This is a genomic window from Roseovarius sp. B08 (assembly GCF_051417955.1).
Taxonomy (GTDB): Bacteria; Pseudomonadota; Alphaproteobacteria; order Rhodobacterales; family Rhodobacteraceae; genus Roseovarius.
This window is the reverse complement of sequence record NZ_JBPRLW010000001.1, coordinates 2,151,716-2,167,484: the sequence shown is the minus strand read 5'-3', so window position 1 is coordinate 2,167,484 and position 15,769 is coordinate 2,151,716. Positions and strand designations below refer to the sequence as shown.

14 protein-coding genes are annotated in these 15,769 nt (G+C 65.6%); 1 reads left to right on the top strand and 13 read right to left on the bottom strand.

Annotated elements, in window-relative coordinates; genetic code table 11:
* Positions 1-9: 9 nt before the first annotated feature.
* From recG to sciP, 4 genes are all read right to left on the bottom strand, one after another.
* Positions 10-2,100, bottom strand: coding sequence for an ATP-dependent DNA helicase RecG (recG, locus tag ACSQ76_RS10935; RefSeq protein WP_437156599.1), 2,091 nt, complete (start codon positions 2,098-2,100; stop codon positions 10-12).
* Entirely contained in the window at positions 2,097-4,217 is a 2,121-nt protein-coding gene (gene ligA, locus ACSQ76_RS10930; protein WP_437156598.1) for an NAD-dependent DNA ligase LigA, read from the bottom strand. Before ligA ends, recG begins: the two co-directional genes overlap by 4 nt.
* Before the next feature lie 338 nt (positions 4,218-4,555).
* On the bottom strand, positions 4,556-5,278 hold the full coding sequence (ctrA, locus tag ACSQ76_RS10925) for a response regulator transcription factor CtrA (protein ID WP_306129341.1): 723 nt from the start codon (positions 5,276-5,278) through the stop codon (positions 4,556-4,558).
* A gap of 89 nt (positions 5,279-5,367) precedes the next feature.
* On the bottom strand, positions 5,368-5,649 hold the full coding sequence (sciP, locus tag ACSQ76_RS10920; protein ID WP_306129340.1) for a CtrA inhibitor SciP: 282 nt from the start codon (positions 5,647-5,649) through the stop codon (positions 5,368-5,370).
* A 223-nt stretch (positions 5,650-5,872) separates the two neighbouring features.
* Between sciP and mnmA the strand changes: the two genes are divergently transcribed.
* A complete protein-coding gene (gene mnmA / locus ACSQ76_RS10915) occupies positions 5,873-7,009 on the top strand; it encodes a tRNA 2-thiouridine(34) synthase MnmA (protein WP_437156597.1) in 1,137 nt (378 codons plus the stop codon).
* Positions 7,010-7,018: 9 nt separating this feature from the next.
* Here the strand turns inward: mnmA and ACSQ76_RS10910 are convergent, their stop codons facing one another.
* The 9 genes from ACSQ76_RS10910 to rseP form a co-directional block, all read right to left on the bottom strand.
* Positions 7,019-7,531 (bottom strand): REP-associated tyrosine transposase, encoded by a 513-nt coding sequence (locus ACSQ76_RS10910; protein ID WP_437156596.1) that lies wholly within the window; start codon positions 7,529-7,531, stop codon positions 7,019-7,021.
* 56 nt (positions 7,532-7,587) lie between these two features.
* Positions 7,588-8,739 (bottom strand): lipid-A-disaccharide synthase, encoded by a 1,152-nt coding sequence (lpxB, locus tag ACSQ76_RS10905; RefSeq protein ID WP_437156595.1) that lies wholly within the window; start codon positions 8,737-8,739, stop codon positions 7,588-7,590.
* Entirely contained in the window at positions 8,736-9,656 is a 921-nt protein-coding gene (locus ACSQ76_RS10900) for an LpxI family protein (RefSeq protein ID WP_437156594.1), read from the bottom strand. Before ACSQ76_RS10900 ends, lpxB begins: the two co-directional genes overlap by 4 nt.
* Before the next feature lie 8 nt (positions 9,657-9,664).
* Positions 9,665-10,459, bottom strand: coding sequence for an acyl-ACP--UDP-N-acetylglucosamine O-acyltransferase (gene lpxA / locus ACSQ76_RS10895; RefSeq protein ID WP_437156593.1), 795 nt, complete (start codon positions 10,457-10,459; stop codon positions 9,665-9,667).
* A 6-nt stretch (positions 10,460-10,465) separates the two neighbouring features.
* Positions 10,466-10,930: a 3-hydroxyacyl-ACP dehydratase FabZ gene (gene fabZ, locus ACSQ76_RS10890; protein ID WP_437156592.1), complete on the bottom strand. Its 465-nt coding sequence runs from the start codon at positions 10,928-10,930 to the stop codon at positions 10,466-10,468.
* A 104-nt stretch (positions 10,931-11,034) separates the two neighbouring features.
* The gene (locus ACSQ76_RS10885; protein ID WP_437156591.1) at positions 11,035-11,670 is read right to left on the bottom strand and encodes an OmpH family outer membrane protein; all 636 of its coding nucleotides are present in this window, start codon (positions 11,668-11,670) and stop codon (positions 11,035-11,037) included.
* Between the two features lies 1 nt (position 11,671).
* On the bottom strand, positions 11,672-13,990 hold the full coding sequence (gene bamA / locus ACSQ76_RS10880) for an outer membrane protein assembly factor BamA (RefSeq protein WP_437156590.1): 2,319 nt from the start codon (positions 13,988-13,990) through the stop codon (positions 11,672-11,674).
* Positions 13,991-14,113: 123 nt separating this feature from the next.
* Positions 14,114-14,239: a hypothetical protein gene (locus ACSQ76_RS10875; RefSeq protein ID WP_261391182.1), complete on the bottom strand. Its 126-nt coding sequence runs from the start codon at positions 14,237-14,239 to the stop codon at positions 14,114-14,116.
* Positions 14,240-14,403: 164 nt separating this feature from the next.
* Positions 14,404-15,765, bottom strand: a complete 1,362-nt coding sequence (rseP, locus tag ACSQ76_RS10870; RefSeq protein WP_437156589.1) for an RIP metalloprotease RseP — start codon at positions 15,763-15,765, stop codon at positions 14,404-14,406.
* Positions 15,766-15,769 lie beyond the last annotated feature (4 nt).

The window sequence follows — 15,769 nt, the reverse complement described above, 5'->3', positions numbered from 1 at the left end:
CGGCGCGCCTCATCCGACCGACAACAGGCGGATGGCCTCGTTCTGGCCCATCAGCCACAGCAGAACGCGGGCGGCCTGTCCGCGCTCCGACTGCAATTCGGGGTCGTCGGCCAGCAGTTTCCGCGCATCGGTCTGGGCGGTGGCCATCAACCCCGCCTGCGCTTCCATGTCGGCGATGCGAAACCGCGGCAGGCCCGATTGCGCCGTGCCGATAAGGTCGCCGACGCCGCGCATTTCAAGATCCACCTCGGCGATGCGAAAGCCGTCCTCGGTCTCGCGCATCGTGTCCATCCGGCGCTGCCCGCCCTCCGAGAGCGGCGCCTGATACATCAACAGGCAGGTCGACTGCGCCTCGCCCCGCCCCACACGCCCGCGCAGCTGGTGCAGTTGCGCGAGCCCGAAATGCTCGGCCCGTTCGATCACCATGATCGAGGCGTTAGGAACGTCCACCCCCACCTCGATCACCGTGGTCGAGACCAGCACGCTGGTTTCGCCGCGCTGGAAGGCGGCCATCGACGCATCCTTCTCGGCGGGGGGCATCTGGCCGTGGACCAGCCCGACGCGCCCCTCGCCCAAGGCCGCGCGCAGGTGCTTGAAGCGTTCCTCGGCGCTGGTCAGGTCCATCACCTCCGATTCCTCGACCAGCGGACAGACCCAGTAGGCCTGCCGCCCCTCGGCAATGGCGCCGCGCAGGTGCTCGACGACCTCCTGCATCCGGGCCATGTTGGTCAGCGCGGTCTTGATCGGTTTCCGGCCGGGCGGTTTCTCGTCGAGGATCGAGACATCCATATCGCCGTATTGCGCCAGCGCCAGGCTGCGCGGAATCGGCGTGGCGGTCATCACCAATACGTCGACGGCGCTACCCTTGCGCCCCAGCTCCAACCGCTGGCGCACGCCGAAGCGGTGCTGTTCGTCCACCACCGCCAGGCGCAGGTCATGAAACTCCACGTCCTTCTGAAACACCGCATGGGTGCCCACGAGGATATGGATATCACCGCGCTGCAACGCCTCCAGCTTGGCGCGCCGCTCGGCCCCCTTGTCGCGCCCCGTTAGCAATTCCAGCACCACGCCCGCGGACTCCGCCAGCGGCCGCAGCCCTTCCAGGTGCTGCCGCGCCAGGATCTCGGTGGGGGCCATCATCACCCCCTGCCCGCCCGCCTCGACCGCCACCAAGAGCGCCATGAGAGCCACCAGCGTCTTTCCCGCGCCCACGTCCCCCTGCAGCAGGCGGTTCATGCGCAGGGGCGCGGCCATGTCGTCACTGATCTCGGCAATGGCGCGGGTCTGGGCATCGGTGGGCGTGTAGGGCAAGGCAGCGCGGACCTTTGCCTGCAAAATGCCCGTGGCCTCGCTCACCCGGCCCTTGCCGCGCCGCATCCTGGCGCGGGCCAGCGCGAGGGTCAGCTGGTGCGCCATGAACTCGTCATAGGCCAGCCGCGTGCGGGCCGGATCGGTCGCCGCCAGATCGCCCATTTTCGCGGGGGAATGGGCCTGCTCCAGCGCCGCGTGCCAGTCCGGCCAGTCACCTTGGGCCTTTTGCGACGGGTCGATCCACTCGGCCAGTTCCGGCGCGCGGGCCAGGGCCGATCGCACCGCCTTGGCCATGGTCTTTTGCGTCACCCCGGCGGTCAGTGGATAGACCGGCTCGAAATCCGGGATCTCGCCCGCCTCTTCCACGGGCAGGATGTGATCGGGATGCACCATCTGCGCCATCCCGTCGAAGAGTTCCACCTTGCCCGAGACCACCCGGCGCGCGCCGGTCGGCAAAACGCGGTTGAGGTAATCGTCGCGGCCGTTGAAGAACACCAGTTGAAAGCCGATCTGGGCATCCTCGACCTGTATGCGATAAGGCCGCCCGCGCGACCGGGGCGGATCGTGCCGGCCCACCGTGACCTCGACCGTGACCGTGCCGGGCAAATCCGCGCCCTGCACCGTGTCACGCTTGCGCCGGTCGATGCCGGAATGCGGCAACGTGAAAAGCAGGTCCCGCGGCCGCGTAATTTGCAGCGCCTCCAGTGTCTTGGCGGTCTTCGGTCCGACGCCTTCCAGCGTTTCCAGCTCCGCGAAAAGCGGAAAGAGGATCTCGGGCCGGGTGCTCATGCGTCGCCGATCAGTTCCAGCCAGCCATCCTCGTCGATGGTCTCGATGCCCAGCTCCTCGGCCTTTTTCGCCTTGCTGCCTGCACCGGGCCCGGCCACCAGCAGGTCGGTCTTGGCCGAGACCGAGCCAGAAACCTTGGCGCCCAGGGCTTCGGCCCGGGCCTTGGCCTCGGCGCGGGTCATCTTTTCCAGCGTGCCGGTAAAGACGACCGTCTTTCCCGCCACAGGGCTGCCATCGGTGGAGGGGGCCGCGGCCTCCTCGATGTCGAGATGCGCTGTCAGCCGGTCGATGCTCTCGCGCTCGTGGTCCTGCGCAAAGGCGGTGACAAGGCTGCGGGCCATGACCGCTCCGACCCCGTCGATCGACAGCAGGTTTTCCCACTCCGGTCCTTCGCAGTCTTTTGCGGCGTCCATGGCCTTGGCGAAGTCGTCCCACCTGCCATAGCTGCGCGCGATGAGGTTGCTGGCCTGCTCGCCGACGTGGCGGATGCCGAGGGCAAAGAGCACACGGCCGAAGGGGATCGACCGCTTGTCCTCGATGGCCTCGAACAGGTTTTCTGCGCTCTTCTCGCCCCAGCCTTCGCGGTTCTTCAACTGCTTCACGCCCGAGCCGTAGCGATCGTGCAGGGTGAAGATGTCGGCAGGCTCCTTCACCCAGCCGTCGCGATAGAACTGTTCGACCTGTTTCGCGCCCAGCCCCTCGATGTCGAATGCCGCGCGGGAGACGAAATGTTTCAGCTTTTCAACAGCCTGCGCGGGACAGATGAGCCCGCCGGAGCAGCGGCGCACGGCGTCGCCCTCCTCGCGGATCGCCTCGGACCCGCATTCGGGGCATTCGGTCGGGAATTCGTAGGGTTTCGCCCCTTTCGGCCGCTTCGACAGATCCACATCGGCCACTTTCGGGATCACGTCGCCGGCGCGGTAGACCTGAACCCAGTCGCCCTCGCGGATGTCCTTGCCGCCGCGAATCTCATGCCCCTTGCTATCGAGACCCTTGATGTAATCCTCGTTGTGCAGGGTGGCGTTGCTGACCACCACGCCGCCCACGGTGACCGGGGTCAGGCGCGCCACCGGCGAAAGCGCTCCGGTTCGGCCGACCTGGATCTCGATCCTTTCCAGAGTGGTCCAGGCGAGTTCCGCGGGAAACTTGTGCGCCGTGGCCCAGCGAGGCGTGGTGCTGCGAAAGCCCAGCCGGCGTTGCAGGTCCAACTCGTTGACCTTGTAGACCACGCCGTCGATGTCATAGCCTAGGCTGGCGCGCTGTTGTTCGATCTTGTCGTAATGCGCCTGCATCTCCACCGGACCGTCGCAGAGTGCTGTCAGCGGATTGGTCTGGAATCCCAGTTTGCCCAGCCGCTCGATGGCCGCCATTTGCGTATCGGCCAGCGCCTCGCTGACCTCGCCCCAGGCATAGGCGAAGAAACGCAGGGGCCGTGCCCTGGTGATGCTGCTGTCGAGCTGCCGGAGCGAACCCGCGGCGGCGTTGCGCGGGTTGGCGAAGGTCTTGGCGCCCGCCTCGGCCTGCCGTGCGTTGAGCGCCTCGAAATCGGCGTGGCTCATGTAGACCTCGCCGCGCACTTCCAGCACCTCGGGCGCGTTTGTCAGCGTCACGGGAATGTCGTCGATGGTGCGGGCATTGGCGGTCACGTTCTCGCCCACGGCGCCGTCGCCTCGCGTGGCGGCCTGGACCAGCCTGCCCCCCTCGTAGCGCAGGCTCAGGCTCAGACCGTCGATCTTGGGTTCAGCGGTATAGTCGAGCCGGGCGTCGGCCTTGAGGCCAAGATAGCGGCGGATCCGGTCGTCGAACTCCTCGACCTCGGCGTCGTCGAATACATTCGACAGGCTCAGCATCCGCACCGCGTGGGTGACCTTGGCAAAGCCTTCGGCCGGGGCCGCACCGACCTGTTCTGTCGGGCTGTCGTCCCGCTTGAGGTGGGGGAATCGGGCTTCGATCGCGGCGTTGCGGGCCTTGAGCGCATCGTATTCGGCATCGGTCATCTCGGGCGCATCGTTCCGGTGGTAGGCCTCGTTGGCCTCGGCCAGCACCGTGGCCAGGCGGGCCAGCTCCTCTCTCGCGTCCGTTTGCCTCAGGCTCTCTACGGGTTTGTCGGCGGTCATGCCCTGTCCTTTGCGCTTCTGCCGGTCGGCTTCTCCTTCGAAGTGTTAATGCCTTTCGCACCGAAGCTGAATTACCGATTTTCATCCCCGGCCCTGGCGGCCCCCGTCAGCAGCGCCGGTCCCATCCCGCCCGCGCGCTGGTGGCCGCGATGTGCACCGGCCAGGCGCCGCAAACGAAACCGGGCCCGGCAGGTGCGCCGAGCCCGGTCTGCTGGAGGGCCGTCTTGAATTCTTGCGCCGGATCATGACATGGCGGTCAGGCCAGGCGTAGAGCCGCCATAGCGCAGGCCGCGATCCTGCGGGTCGAGGACGGACCTTGCCGATGTTCCGCCGCGGCTTCAGGCACCCACTGCGAGCCGCGGACCGTCTTCCTTGCCCTCGTTCGGGTCCGGGTCGCGCAGAACATAGCCGCGGCCCCAGACCGTATCGATATAATTTTCGCCGTCTGTCGCCTCGGCGAGTTTCTTGCGCAGCTTGCAAATGAAGACGTCGATGATCTTCAGTTCCGGTTCGTCCATGCCGCCGTAAAGATGATTGAGGAACATCTCTTTGGTCAGGGTCGTGCCCTTGCGCAGACTGAGAAGTTCCAGCATCTGATATTCCTTGCCCGTCAGGTGCACCGTCTTGCCGCCCACATCCACTGTCTTGGCATCGAGGTTCACGTTCACCTTGCCGGTGCGGATCACCGACTGCGAGTGGCCCTTGGACCGGCGGATGATCGCGTGGATACGCGCCACCAGTTCCTCGCGGTGGAAGGGTTTGGTCAGGTAGTCGTCGGCGCCGAAGCCAAAGCCCTTGATCTTGTTCTCGGTGTCGTCGGCCCCTGACAGGATCAGGATCGGCGTGTCGATCCGTGCAAGCCTGAGTTGCCGCAGCACCTCGTGTCCGTTCATGTCCGGCAGGCCGAGATCGAGAAGGATCAGGTCATAATCGTAAAGCTTGGCCAGATCTATCCCCTCCTCGCCCAGGTCCGTGCTGTACACGTTCAGGTTGGCATGGGTGAGCATCAGTTCGATGCTTTTCGAGGTGTTCGGATCGTCTTCGACCAAAAGAACGCGCATGTTGCAATCTCCACTGGTATCCTTGTCCGGATCGATACTCCCGGAAATTGGTTAACCGCTGGTTACCTTGGAAGAACAATTAGCGCTTTCTACCTTTGGTTGTCGATTCCTTTCGTTACGGTAACCTTCAGTCCGCTCTCGCCATGGCGGGTTACCGCGTCCAGCCAACCTTGGAACTCCTCGGCGCTGATCTGGTACAGGTCCTGCGCTTCGTCCTGCGTGATCAATCCATGGGCAACGGCTCTCACAACCTTGAGTTTACGCGATGCCACCCACCGCTGCGTGTCCGGCGGAGGCAGGTCCGCGCGCGTCATGACGGAGCCGTCGGGCAACGTCACGGCCCGGGGGCCTTCGACCTTCTTGAGATACATCCTGGTTCACCCCTTACGATATCACCGGACCTACATTCGGGATTTGTCCTTAACGCCCAGTGAAACGGCGCAGGGCGAATGCCTTGGATTTTTCTAAAAGCCCGTGCTGGCATCGCTGAACCCGGCCGGACCGGGTTGACAGCGCCCCCGGGACAGGCCAAACCGCGACCTCTTAACACGGGCCAGATCGCCCCTATATTCCGGCAAATCCCGGAGACACGCCATGCCGCTCGATCCTGAACTGAACTCTCTCGGATTTGCCAAGGCCCCCGCCGACACGCGGGTCGTCGTCGCCATGTCGGGCGGCGTCGACAGCTCGGTCGTGGCGGCGCAACTGGCCGAGGAAGGCTATGACGTGGTGGGCGTGACGCTGCAGCTTTACGATCACGGCGCGGCGCTGGCCAAGAAGGGCGCCTGCTGTGCCGGGGTCGACATTCACGACGCGCGCCGCGTGGCCGAGGAGATGGGCTTTCCGCATTACGTGCTGGATTACGAGAACATCTTCAAGGACGCGGTGATCGACGAGTTCGCCGACAGCTATCTTGCGGGCGCGACGCCGGTGCCCTGCATCCGCTGCAACGAGCGGGTGAAGTTCAAGGACCTGCTGGAAACGGCCAAGGACCTCGATGCCGATTGCATGGCGACAGGCCATTACATCCAGCGCAAGCTGGGCGACCGCGGGCCGGAACTGCACTGCGCGGCGGATGCGGCCCGCGACCAGAGCTATTTCCTGTTCTCGACCACGCCGGAACAGCTGGACTTTCTGCGTTTTCCGCTGGGCCATCTGCCATCAAAGGATGCCACACGGCAACTGGCTGCGCGCTATGGGTTGCCCGTCGCGGACAAGCCCGACAGCCAGGACATCTGCTTCGTGCCGGGTGGCAACTACGCCTCGGTGATCGAAAAGCTGCGTCCGGGGGCCGCCGAACCGGGCGAGATCGTCCATGCCGACGGCCGCGTGCTGGGCCGGCATGACGGCGTGATCCACTACACGATCGGCCAGCGCCGGGGGCTTGGCATCGGCGGGCTGGAAGAGCCGCTTTACGTGGTGAAGCTGGATGTCGACACACAGCGCGTGATCGTGGGGCCGAAGGATATGCTGGCCACACGCACCGTGCCGGTGCGCGAGATCAACTGGCTGGGCGACGAGGATTTCCAGAGCCGGCCGGAATGGCATGTCTCGGTCAAGGTCCGCTCCACCCGTCCCCCGCGCGAAGCGGTGATCCGCCCCACCGGGCCGGACACGGCCGAGGTCGAGCTGATGGTGGCCGAGGAAGGTGTTTCACCCGGACAGGCTTGCGTGTTTTACGAAACCGAGGGCAGCCGCATTCTTGGCGGTGGCTGGATCTGGAAAGGCTGACCGCGCGGCCTAGGCCGAGGCGCGTAAGTGTCCGAGCGGTTCAGCGTGCCGCGGATCGGTCCGGCTGTTGCGGCGATAGGACGAACAGGGCCAGTCATGCGGGTCGCTGACAAAGCCGTGGCGCACCGGATCGGTCCAGCAATGACGGCGGAAAGCCTCCAACTCGGCACGGGTGCGGATCGGCTCGATCCTGTCTTGCACACACCACAGATGCGACCCTCCCGCCGCGATCTGGCTGGGTGTCATCGCACGTCTCGAAGCGCGGGCAGCGAACCGCGCCTTGATCGTGTTGAGCCGGATGGCAAGATCGTCGTCTCGGAATGGCAAGGTCAGGACCGCGTGCAGGTGGTCGGGCAGGACAACCCAGGCGTCCAGCTCGAACGGCCAGAGGTCGCGAACCATGCTTACCGCTCCTTGCAGGTGATCGATTTTGTCCACCAGCGTCGTTGCATCAGGCTGGGCCAGGGTCAGGGTGACAAACCGGCTTACGCCCCGGCGGCGAAGGGGAAGAAGCTGTACCATGCCCCGGAGCCTGCGCGATTCCCGTTAACGGGCGATTGACGCGGGCGCGCGGCGCGTCAGCCGGGCATCCGCTTCATCACCGCGCGGGCGGCACGCAGACCGGGGTCTTCTCCGCCGCGCCCCAGCCGGTCCATCGTCAGGCGCATCGCGTCGCGCTGCGGGCCGGGATTGTCGAGCATGTCCAGAACGCCGGGCGCGATCAGCTCCGCGCGGCACCGCTCGCCGTTGAATTCGGGGATGGCGCGAGTCTCGGAGACCAAGTTGACCAGCGTCAGCGTGTCGATGATCAGCATCCGGCGGATGATCTCGCGCGTCAGCCAGGCGGCGTCATAGGCGATGACCATGGGCGTGTCTGCGGCCGCCAGTTCCAGTGAGACAGTGCCCGACGCCGCCAGCGCCCCCTGCGCCGCGCCAAAGGCCGCCGCCTTGGTCCGCTTGTCGCGGTCGCCCTGCCCCGTGGGCGCGACCACCACCGGGGTGCCGGGCCAGTCGGCCACCAGCTGCGTCACTTGTTGCGCGCGGGCGGTCACGGTGGGGATCACCAGCCGCAGATCTGGCCGTTTTGCACAGACCTCGCGGACAGCGTCGCCAAAGATCGGGCCGAGCCGCGCCACCTCGCTGCCGCGCGAGCCCGGCAGCACCAGCAGCACTGGCGCGTCGTCCAGGCCTTGATCGGCGCGAAAAGCGGCGATTTCCGCTTCGCTGGCGGGAATGTCGTTCACCACCGGATGCCCGACGAAATCGCAGTCAACGCCCGCGGCCTCCAGGTAGGGCGGCTCGAACGGCAGCAGCGCCAGCACCTGGTCGATCACCTTTGCCATCTTGTCGGCCCGCTTGGGCCGCCAGGCCCAGACCGAGGGGGCGACGTAATGGACAATGCGCAAATCACTGCGGTCCTTGATGATCTTCGCCACGCGCAGGCAGAAATCCGGGCTGTCGATACCGATTACCACGTCCGGGGCATAGTCGATCGCGGCTTGGGCCGTCTCGCGAATGCGGCGCTTGAGGCTGAAATATTTGGGCAGGATCTCGACCAGCCCCATGACGCTCAGCTCTTCCATCGGAAATAGCGACGTAAACCCCTCGGCCTGCATCTGGTCGCCGCCCACCCCGGCGAATTCCACGTCCGTCAGCGATTTGAGACCCGCCATCAGCGCGGCCCCCAGCCGGTCGCCCGATGCCTCGCCGGCGATGACGAAGACCTTCATGCCCCGCCCCGTGGCCGCACCCACAGGAACATGCCTTGCGCGCGCAGCACTTCGGCCACGCCCTCGGGGTCCAGCAACATGACACCACCCGATTCGATCACGATGCCCGCCAGCCCCGCCTCGGCGGCACGCATCACGGTGCCAAGGCCAATGAGCGGCATGTCCACGCGCAATTCCTGCCCCGGCTTGGGTGCCTTGAAGAGGAGGCCGCCATCGCTGGTGTCTTCAGCAGCCCGCGCCTCGGCCACGGGGCCGCTCAGCCAGTCGGCGACGCTGTCGAGCATGTCGCCCATCATCTCGAACGGATCATGGGAAAAGCCCGCGTCCGGGGGCTCGGGGCAAAGGTCGCTCAGCATGGCATCGGTGCCGCGGGCATCCTCGCGGGCGATCACCTTGCCGCCGCGCACCACCACGGCCTGCCCGGCATCGGCGGCGGCCAATTCGGCCAGTGCCGCCTCGGCCACGGCAATGTCCTGTTCCACGCCGTCCGGCAAACTGCCGGTCACACCCTCGGGCGGCAGCAGCGAGGGGTCGATATCGGCGGCACCGATAACCTCGATGCCGGCCTCTTCGAAAATCTCGGTGAAAATGCGCAGCGTGCTGTCATCGCCCGAATTGGCCAGCGCCGCCTGCACCTTGGGCACCAGCGGCAGGGTGGCCGCGTCGATCTGCGACGGGTCGATCGGCGGGCGGCGCATGGCCCCGGCCATGCAGATCCGGGTGACGCCGACCTCCTTTGCGGTGGCAATGAAGGTTCCCAGCGTTTCCAGCCGAAAGCCAAGCCGCGGCAACTCGCCTTTCACATCCGACGGGAACTGCTCGATCTCGCAGACAACCGGCACGTCGCCGCGGGTCAGCAGGACCCGAACCAGCTGCGGTGGCAGGCCGCCCTGCCCGGCGATCAGCGCCAGCGTCACAGGGCGCCTCAGCCCGCGCCCGGCGTCAGGAACGACCGGTCGCTTTCGGCCAGCACGAAATCCACGATCTGGCGGACATAATCGCTTTCGGTTTCCTCGCCCAGCCGGCGGGCGCGGTCCTGGAACGCGCCCTCGCCCTGCGCCAGCATCTGGAACGCGGCGCGCAGCGCGGTGATGTCCTTGCGCGCCACGCCACGGCGCTTGAGCCCGACCAGGTTCAGCCCGTCCAGATGCCCGCGCGGCGCCTGTACGAGGCCGTATGGAATCACGTCGTTGGTCACCATCGTCACCGCGCCGATGATCGCGCCCTGCCCGATGCGCACCCATTGGTGCACGCCGGAAAGACCGCCGATGATCACGTCGTCCTCGACCACGCAATGCCCGGCAAGGGCGGCGTTGTTGACGATGATCACCCGGTCGCCCACCTGCACGTCATGGGCCACGTGACAGCCGGCCATGAAGAGGCCGTCATCACCCACGCGGGTCACCCCGCCGCCACCCTCGGTGCCGGAGTTCATCGTCACATGCTCGCGGATGCGGTTGCGGGCGCCGATACTCAGCCTGGTCTTTTCGCCGCGGAACTTCAGATCCTGCGGGATCTCGCCGATGCAGGCAAAGGGAAAGATGACCGTCTCGTCGCCCACCGCGGTGTCGCCGGTGACGACCACGTGGGATTTCAGTACCACACCGTCGCCCAGTTGCACCTCGGGGCCGACATGGCAGAACGGGCCGATCTCGACGCCCGCGCCGATCTGGGCGCCGTCCTCGACAACCGCATGGGGGTGGATACGGGTCTCGGCCATGCGGGGTTACTCCTTGGGCAGATCCATCATCGCGGTGAAGTCGGCCTCGCAGGCCAGATCGCCCGCGACCGACGCCTCGCCGTGGAAACGCCAGACCTTGCCGCCGGGCTTGCCGCGCGTGGTCTTGACCTTCAGTTCCAGCACGTCGCCCGGCACCACCATGCGGCGGAACTTGCAGCCCTCGATGGCCATGAAATAGACCAGCAGATGCTTGTCCTCCATCTCGAGCGCCGCGCCCACCATGACGGCGGCGGTCTGGGCCATCGCCTCGACGATGGTCACGCCGGGCATGATCGGTTTGGCCGGGAAATGCCCCTGGAAATGCGGCTCGTTCATGGTGACGTTCTTGATACCGCGGGCCGAGGCAATCCCGTCCATGTCCACGACCTTGTCGACCAGAAGGAACGGATAGCGATGCGGGATCAGCCGTTGGATGCGGCCGATATCGGCACTGTCGAGAGACGTGGTCATGGGTTGCGTGTTCCTTCTGCCTTTGGCCGCGGACAGGGCCCGCCCCCGGTGTCCCCGCTTAGCAATTCGGGTTCAGCGGGGCAAGCGCGGCGGCACGCGGTGGCCTATTCGGCAGGGGCGTTGTCCGGCGTGGTCTCGGGGGTGTTTTCCGGAGCATCGGCACTTTCCCCGTCGCCCTCCTCCAACGCGTCGGGGCCAAGCGTGGCGTCGATGCGCTGGACCGCGGCGCCGGTGATGTCCACGACGTCGGCCTGAAGCAGCACCGTGCGGCGGTCCATCACCACCGCCGCCCCGGCCTCGCGCATCAGTTCGACCAGCACCGGCTCGGCCTGGCGCATGAAATCGAGGGGGGCGCGTTCACGGTTGCGCTCGTGCTCGCGCACGCGGCGCTGGCTGTCGGCGCGGATCCGCTGGACCCGCTCGTCGAAGGCGTCGGCCAACGCGCGAAACTCCTCGGGCGAGGTCGTGTCGCGCTGTTCCGTCAGGGCAAGTTCCTCGGCCTCCAGCTCGGACTCCAGCTTGCGGTTGAGAGCGATCAGCGCCTCGCGTTCTTCCTGCAACTGCGCGGTGATCGACTGGCCCAGCCTGGTTTCCTCGAACAGGCGTTCGGGGTCCACCACCAGGATATCGCTTTGGACCACGCCGACGCTCTGCGCCGCCGCGGGCGCGGGGCCGCCGGCGAGCCAGGCCGGGGCCGCCAGCAGGGCCACCGACATCAGCAGGGCCCGAAACGGCGTCATGTCAGAATTCCGTGCGGACCGTGATATCGAACTCGCGCTCGATGTCGCCCGGCTCTTTCTTGAGCGCCTTCGAGAAGTTCAGCCGCAGCGGACCGAAAGGCGATTCCCAGAACAGCGACAGGCCGACCACGTGGCGCGGATTGAACCCGGTCGATTGCGCCGGTCCGATCGTATCGACATTCCAGATCGCGCCGACATCGTAAAAGGCGCCGCCGGAGAGGCCGAATTCCTCGGGCGTGCCGAGCGGGAATTCCACGTCGAACTTGGCCACCGCAAAGAGGTTGCCGCCCAGGTGCTCGCCATTCTGAATGGGGCCCATGCCGTTGCTGTCGAAGCCGCGCATGACCTGAGATGAATAGCGGTCCACGGCGCGGGAGCGGTCCCCGCCCATGAAGTCCAGCGCCCCTGCCTCGAGCGATGCGCGCAGCGTGATCTCTTCGTTGAACACGAGCGTCTGACCGGCCACACGCATGGAATACTTCATGTATTCCTGGTCGCCGCCCAGGCCGTTGTATTCAAGACCCGCATCCACCAGCACCCCGGCATTGGGATTGAGACCCGTGCGGCGGGTGTCAAAGATGACCCGTGCGCCGACGCCACTGCTGAACAGACCTCCCTCTGCGGTCTCAGCCGCAAGCGTCGGTGAAACACCGGTATAGTCGTCCATCTCGCGGTAGCCCGCGCGATAGTAAAGCTGCAGCCGGCTGTTTTCGGCCACGGGGAAGGTCAGGCTGGGCTGGAAAACGCCCTGGATCGTGTCGTAAAGGCTGTTGTTGTCATCGGTTTCCAGGAGCGAGGTCTGGATCGCGAATTCAACGTCGCGGCCGAGAAAGGCCGGCTCGGCGAAGGCGAGGTTGTAGTTCGCGGTGTCGGCCGAGGCCGAGATCTGCGCCGTAACACGCTGGCCTCGGCCCAGGAAGTTGCGCTCGGAAAAGCCCAGGGTCAGACCGAAGCCGCCGTCCGAGCTGTAGCTGCCGCCGAAGGACAGCGTGCCGGTGGTGGTTTCCTCGACATCCACGTCGACCACGACCTGGCTGGGGTCCGATCCTTCGCGGGCATTGACGTCCACGTCCTCGAAATACCGCAGCGCGCGGATGCGTTCGGCGGCTTCACGGATCTGGCGCGGGTTGAACGGGTCGCCCTCGACGGGGGTGAACTGGCGGCGGATGACGCGGTCCAGCGTTGTGGTATTGCCCTCGATGTCGATGCGTTCCACGAACACGCGTGGCCCGCGCACCAGTGTAAACTCAACGTCCAGGGTCAAGTCGCGCTCGTTGCGGGTGATGACCGGCTCGACCCGCAGGAAATCGACGCCCTGCTTGATCGCCAGCCGTTCCATCCGCGCGATCGAGTTTTCGACCAGCGTGGGCGAATACACCACGCCCGACCGGATCTTCAGAACATCCTGGTAGATGGCGGCGTCGGCCTCGGGAATCTCGCTGGTGGTGGTGATCCGACCAAAGCGGAATTGCTGGCCTTCCTGCACGTTGAAGGTCACGAAATAGCCGTCACGCTCGCGCGCAAGTTCGGCATTGGTGCCGGTGACGCGGAAATCCACGTAGCCCCTCGACAGGTAGAAATCGCGCAGCACCTGCTTGTCGAATTCCAACCGTTCGGCGTTGAACGTGTCGCGTGCGACGATGGCGCGCAACAGACCGGCCTGCTTGCTTTCCACCACGCGGCGCAGGCGGCGGTCGGAATAGGCGCGGTTGCCGACAAAGCTGACGCGATTCACCTCGATCGCACCGCCTTCGAAGATTTCGAAGACAAGATCGATACGGTTGTCGCTGCGGCGGATCACCTTGGGCTGGATGCGGGCCGACACGCGGCCGTTCTGTTCATACGCCTCGGTGAGGGTGGTCACGTCGCGTTCGACACGGGTGGGGTTGAACACCTGTCGCGGCGCGCTCTCGATGAAACCCTGAAGATCGGGGTCCTTGAGGCGGCGGTTGCCCTCGAAGACGACGCGGTTGATCGTCGGATACTCGATGACCCGGATGACCAGCGTGTTGCCTTGCGGGGTCACCTGCACGTCCTCGAAGAGGCCGCTGGCGCGGATGCGCTGTGCCGCTTCGTTCAGCTGGCCGGCGCTGATCGTCTCGCCGCGGACGATGCCCGCCTGGCTGAGGATCGTAGCGCCTTCGATCCGCTGGTTGCCCTCGATGGACACGTTGGTGAAACGATAGCTTTGCGCCTGCGCCTCGCTGGCGGCGGACAAGGCGGCGGCCAGCAGGCTGACTGCGAAAAGCAGCGAAAGAATACGGTGTGTCGAAAACAGCCCTGAAAAGCGCTTCGTCCCCAACCCGATCGACAGTTTCATCGGCAAACCCAATCAGACGTCCCAGTGCCCAAAAGCACTATCGCCTCCGGGGTGGGTTGTCAAAACGAGTATGGGAGATTTTTGAAGGATGCGACCTATGGGCCGCAGGGGGCGAGTCACGGCTCAGAGAGAGCCGACGAACGCGCCTGCCCAAAGCGCGACCGCGATGGTCGCAAGATACAGAATACGATCCCAGTTGAGGTTCACCAACAGGGTCATCCCGCGATATCCGTTCAGAACGTGTTGCATGTGAGTCGGGCCTTCGCTTCGTATCCAGACAGTCACCGCGATTTTCCTATTTCAATGTGACGATATTCTGGCGTCAATTAAGGCAAATTCATGAAATGATCCGGCCTGCCCCGCTCGGGTCCCTTGCCCGTGCCGATGCCCCGGCGCCCGGCACGGGCCGCGCGTCAGGGGCAGAATATATCGTTGAAGATCGCGAACAGCATCACCCCCAGCACCAGTGTCAGGCCCACGGTCATCATGATCCGCAGCGCCCGGTCGCTGGGCGGCCGGCCCGCGACGGCCTCGTAGGCATAAAACACCAGGTGTCCGCCATCCAGGACCGGGATCGGGAAAAGGTTCAGCAGGCCGACCGCGGTCGACAGCACCGCGATGAACCAGATGAAACTGTCCACCCCCTGGCTGGCCATGGCGCCCGACACCTCGGCGATGCCGATGGGGCCGGACATGTTGCAGCTGCTGATCGCGCCGGTGATCATGTGATACAGCCCGGAAATCGAGCTCGAAATCACCCGCCAGGTCTGGCTGACCGCGCCCGACAGGGATTCGCCGAAACCCCGCGGCCCGGTCTGCAATTCATAGGGCAGCCCGCCCACGATGCCGATCCGCCAGTTGGTCTCGAACCCGCCTTCGTCCTGCGGCTCGTCCACCCGGCGCGGCGTCAGGTCGAATTCCATCACGTCGCCGTCGCGCCACACGTCCAGCGCCACGGTGGCGCCGTCCGAGCCTTCGACCACGTCCTTGAGCTGGTTGAAGGCATAGATCCTCTCGCCGTCCAGCCCGACGATCACGTCCTCCTGCTTCAACCCCGATTCGAAGGCCGCGGAGCGCGGCGACAGCTGCATCACCAGCGGCGGCTGCGGATGCGGGCCCATCGCCTCGACCACCTCGCCGTCGCGGCGGACCTGATAGGTCAGCAATGGCTCCAGCGGCAGGTCGGTGATGAAGGTGCGGAAGACTTTCGTGTCCGCCTCGTTCATGTTGATCAGCGTCGGGATCTCGCGCCCCTCGATCGCCAGCAATTCGTCGCCCTCCTGCAGGGTGACGCCGTCAAAGGGCAGCGGGCGCAGATCCTCGATGACATAAGGCTCGGTCACCTTGCCCTGGAACATGAAGATCGCGCCGAAGACCAGGATCGACAGGATGAAGTTGAAGACCGGCCCAGCCGCGACTGTCAGCGTCCGCGCCCAGAGCGGCGCCCCCAGCATGGTCTTGCGCTTCATTTCGGGCGGCATTTCCTCGACCGTGCCGTCGCTGGTGCCGCTGGCGGCGTTGGCGTCGCCCATGAACTTGACGTAGCCCCCGAACGGAAGTGCCGCCAGTTGCCAGCGCGTGCCGTGCTTGTCCACCCGGCTGAACAGCACCGGACCGAAGCCCAGCGAGAAGACGTCCGCCTTGATCCCGCACCAGCGCCCGACGATGTAATGGCCGTATTCATGGATCGCCACGATCACCGACAGGGCGGCGAAAAAGGCCAGAAGGGTCAGGGCGAGGCCGCCGAACTGCGGGAGAAAGCTGATTCCGTCCAAGGTC

Coding starts and splice junctions, on each gene's coding strand:
- recG (WP_437156599.1), bottom strand. CDS start 2,100: ATGAGCACCCGGCCCGAGATCCTCTTTCCGCTTTTCGCGGAGCTGGAA.
- ligA (WP_437156598.1), bottom strand. CDS start 4,217: ATGACCGCCGACAAACCCGTAGAGAGCCTGAGGCAAACGGACGCGAGA.
- ctrA (WP_306129341.1), bottom strand. CDS start 5,278: ATGCGCGTTCTTTTGGTCGAAGACGATCCGAACACCTCGAAAAGCATC.
- sciP (WP_306129340.1), bottom strand. CDS start 5,649: ATGTATCTCAAGAAGGTCGAAGGCCCCCGGGCCGTGACGTTGCCCGAC.
- mnmA (WP_437156597.1), top strand. CDS start 5,873: ATGCCGCTCGATCCTGAACTGAACTCTCTCGGATTTGCCAAGGCCCCC.
- ACSQ76_RS10910 (WP_437156596.1), bottom strand. CDS start 7,531: ATGGTACAGCTTCTTCCCCTTCGCCGCCGGGGCGTAAGCCGGTTTGTC.
- lpxB (WP_437156595.1), bottom strand. CDS start 8,739: ATGAAGGTCTTCGTCATCGCCGGCGAGGCATCGGGCGACCGGCTGGGG.
- lpxA (WP_437156593.1), bottom strand. CDS start 10,459: ATGGCCGAGACCCGTATCCACCCCCATGCGGTTGTCGAGGACGGCGCC.
- fabZ (WP_437156592.1), bottom strand. CDS start 10,930: ATGACCACGTCTCTCGACAGTGCCGATATCGGCCGCATCCAACGGCTG.
- ACSQ76_RS10885 (WP_437156591.1), bottom strand. CDS start 11,670: ATGACGCCGTTTCGGGCCCTGCTGATGTCGGTGGCCCTGCTGGCGGCC.
- bamA (WP_437156590.1), bottom strand. CDS start 13,990: ATGAAACTGTCGATCGGGTTGGGGACGAAGCGCTTTTCAGGGCTGTTT.
- ACSQ76_RS10875 (WP_261391182.1), bottom strand. CDS start 14,239: ATGCAACACGTTCTGAACGGATATCGCGGGATGACCCTGTTGGTGAAC.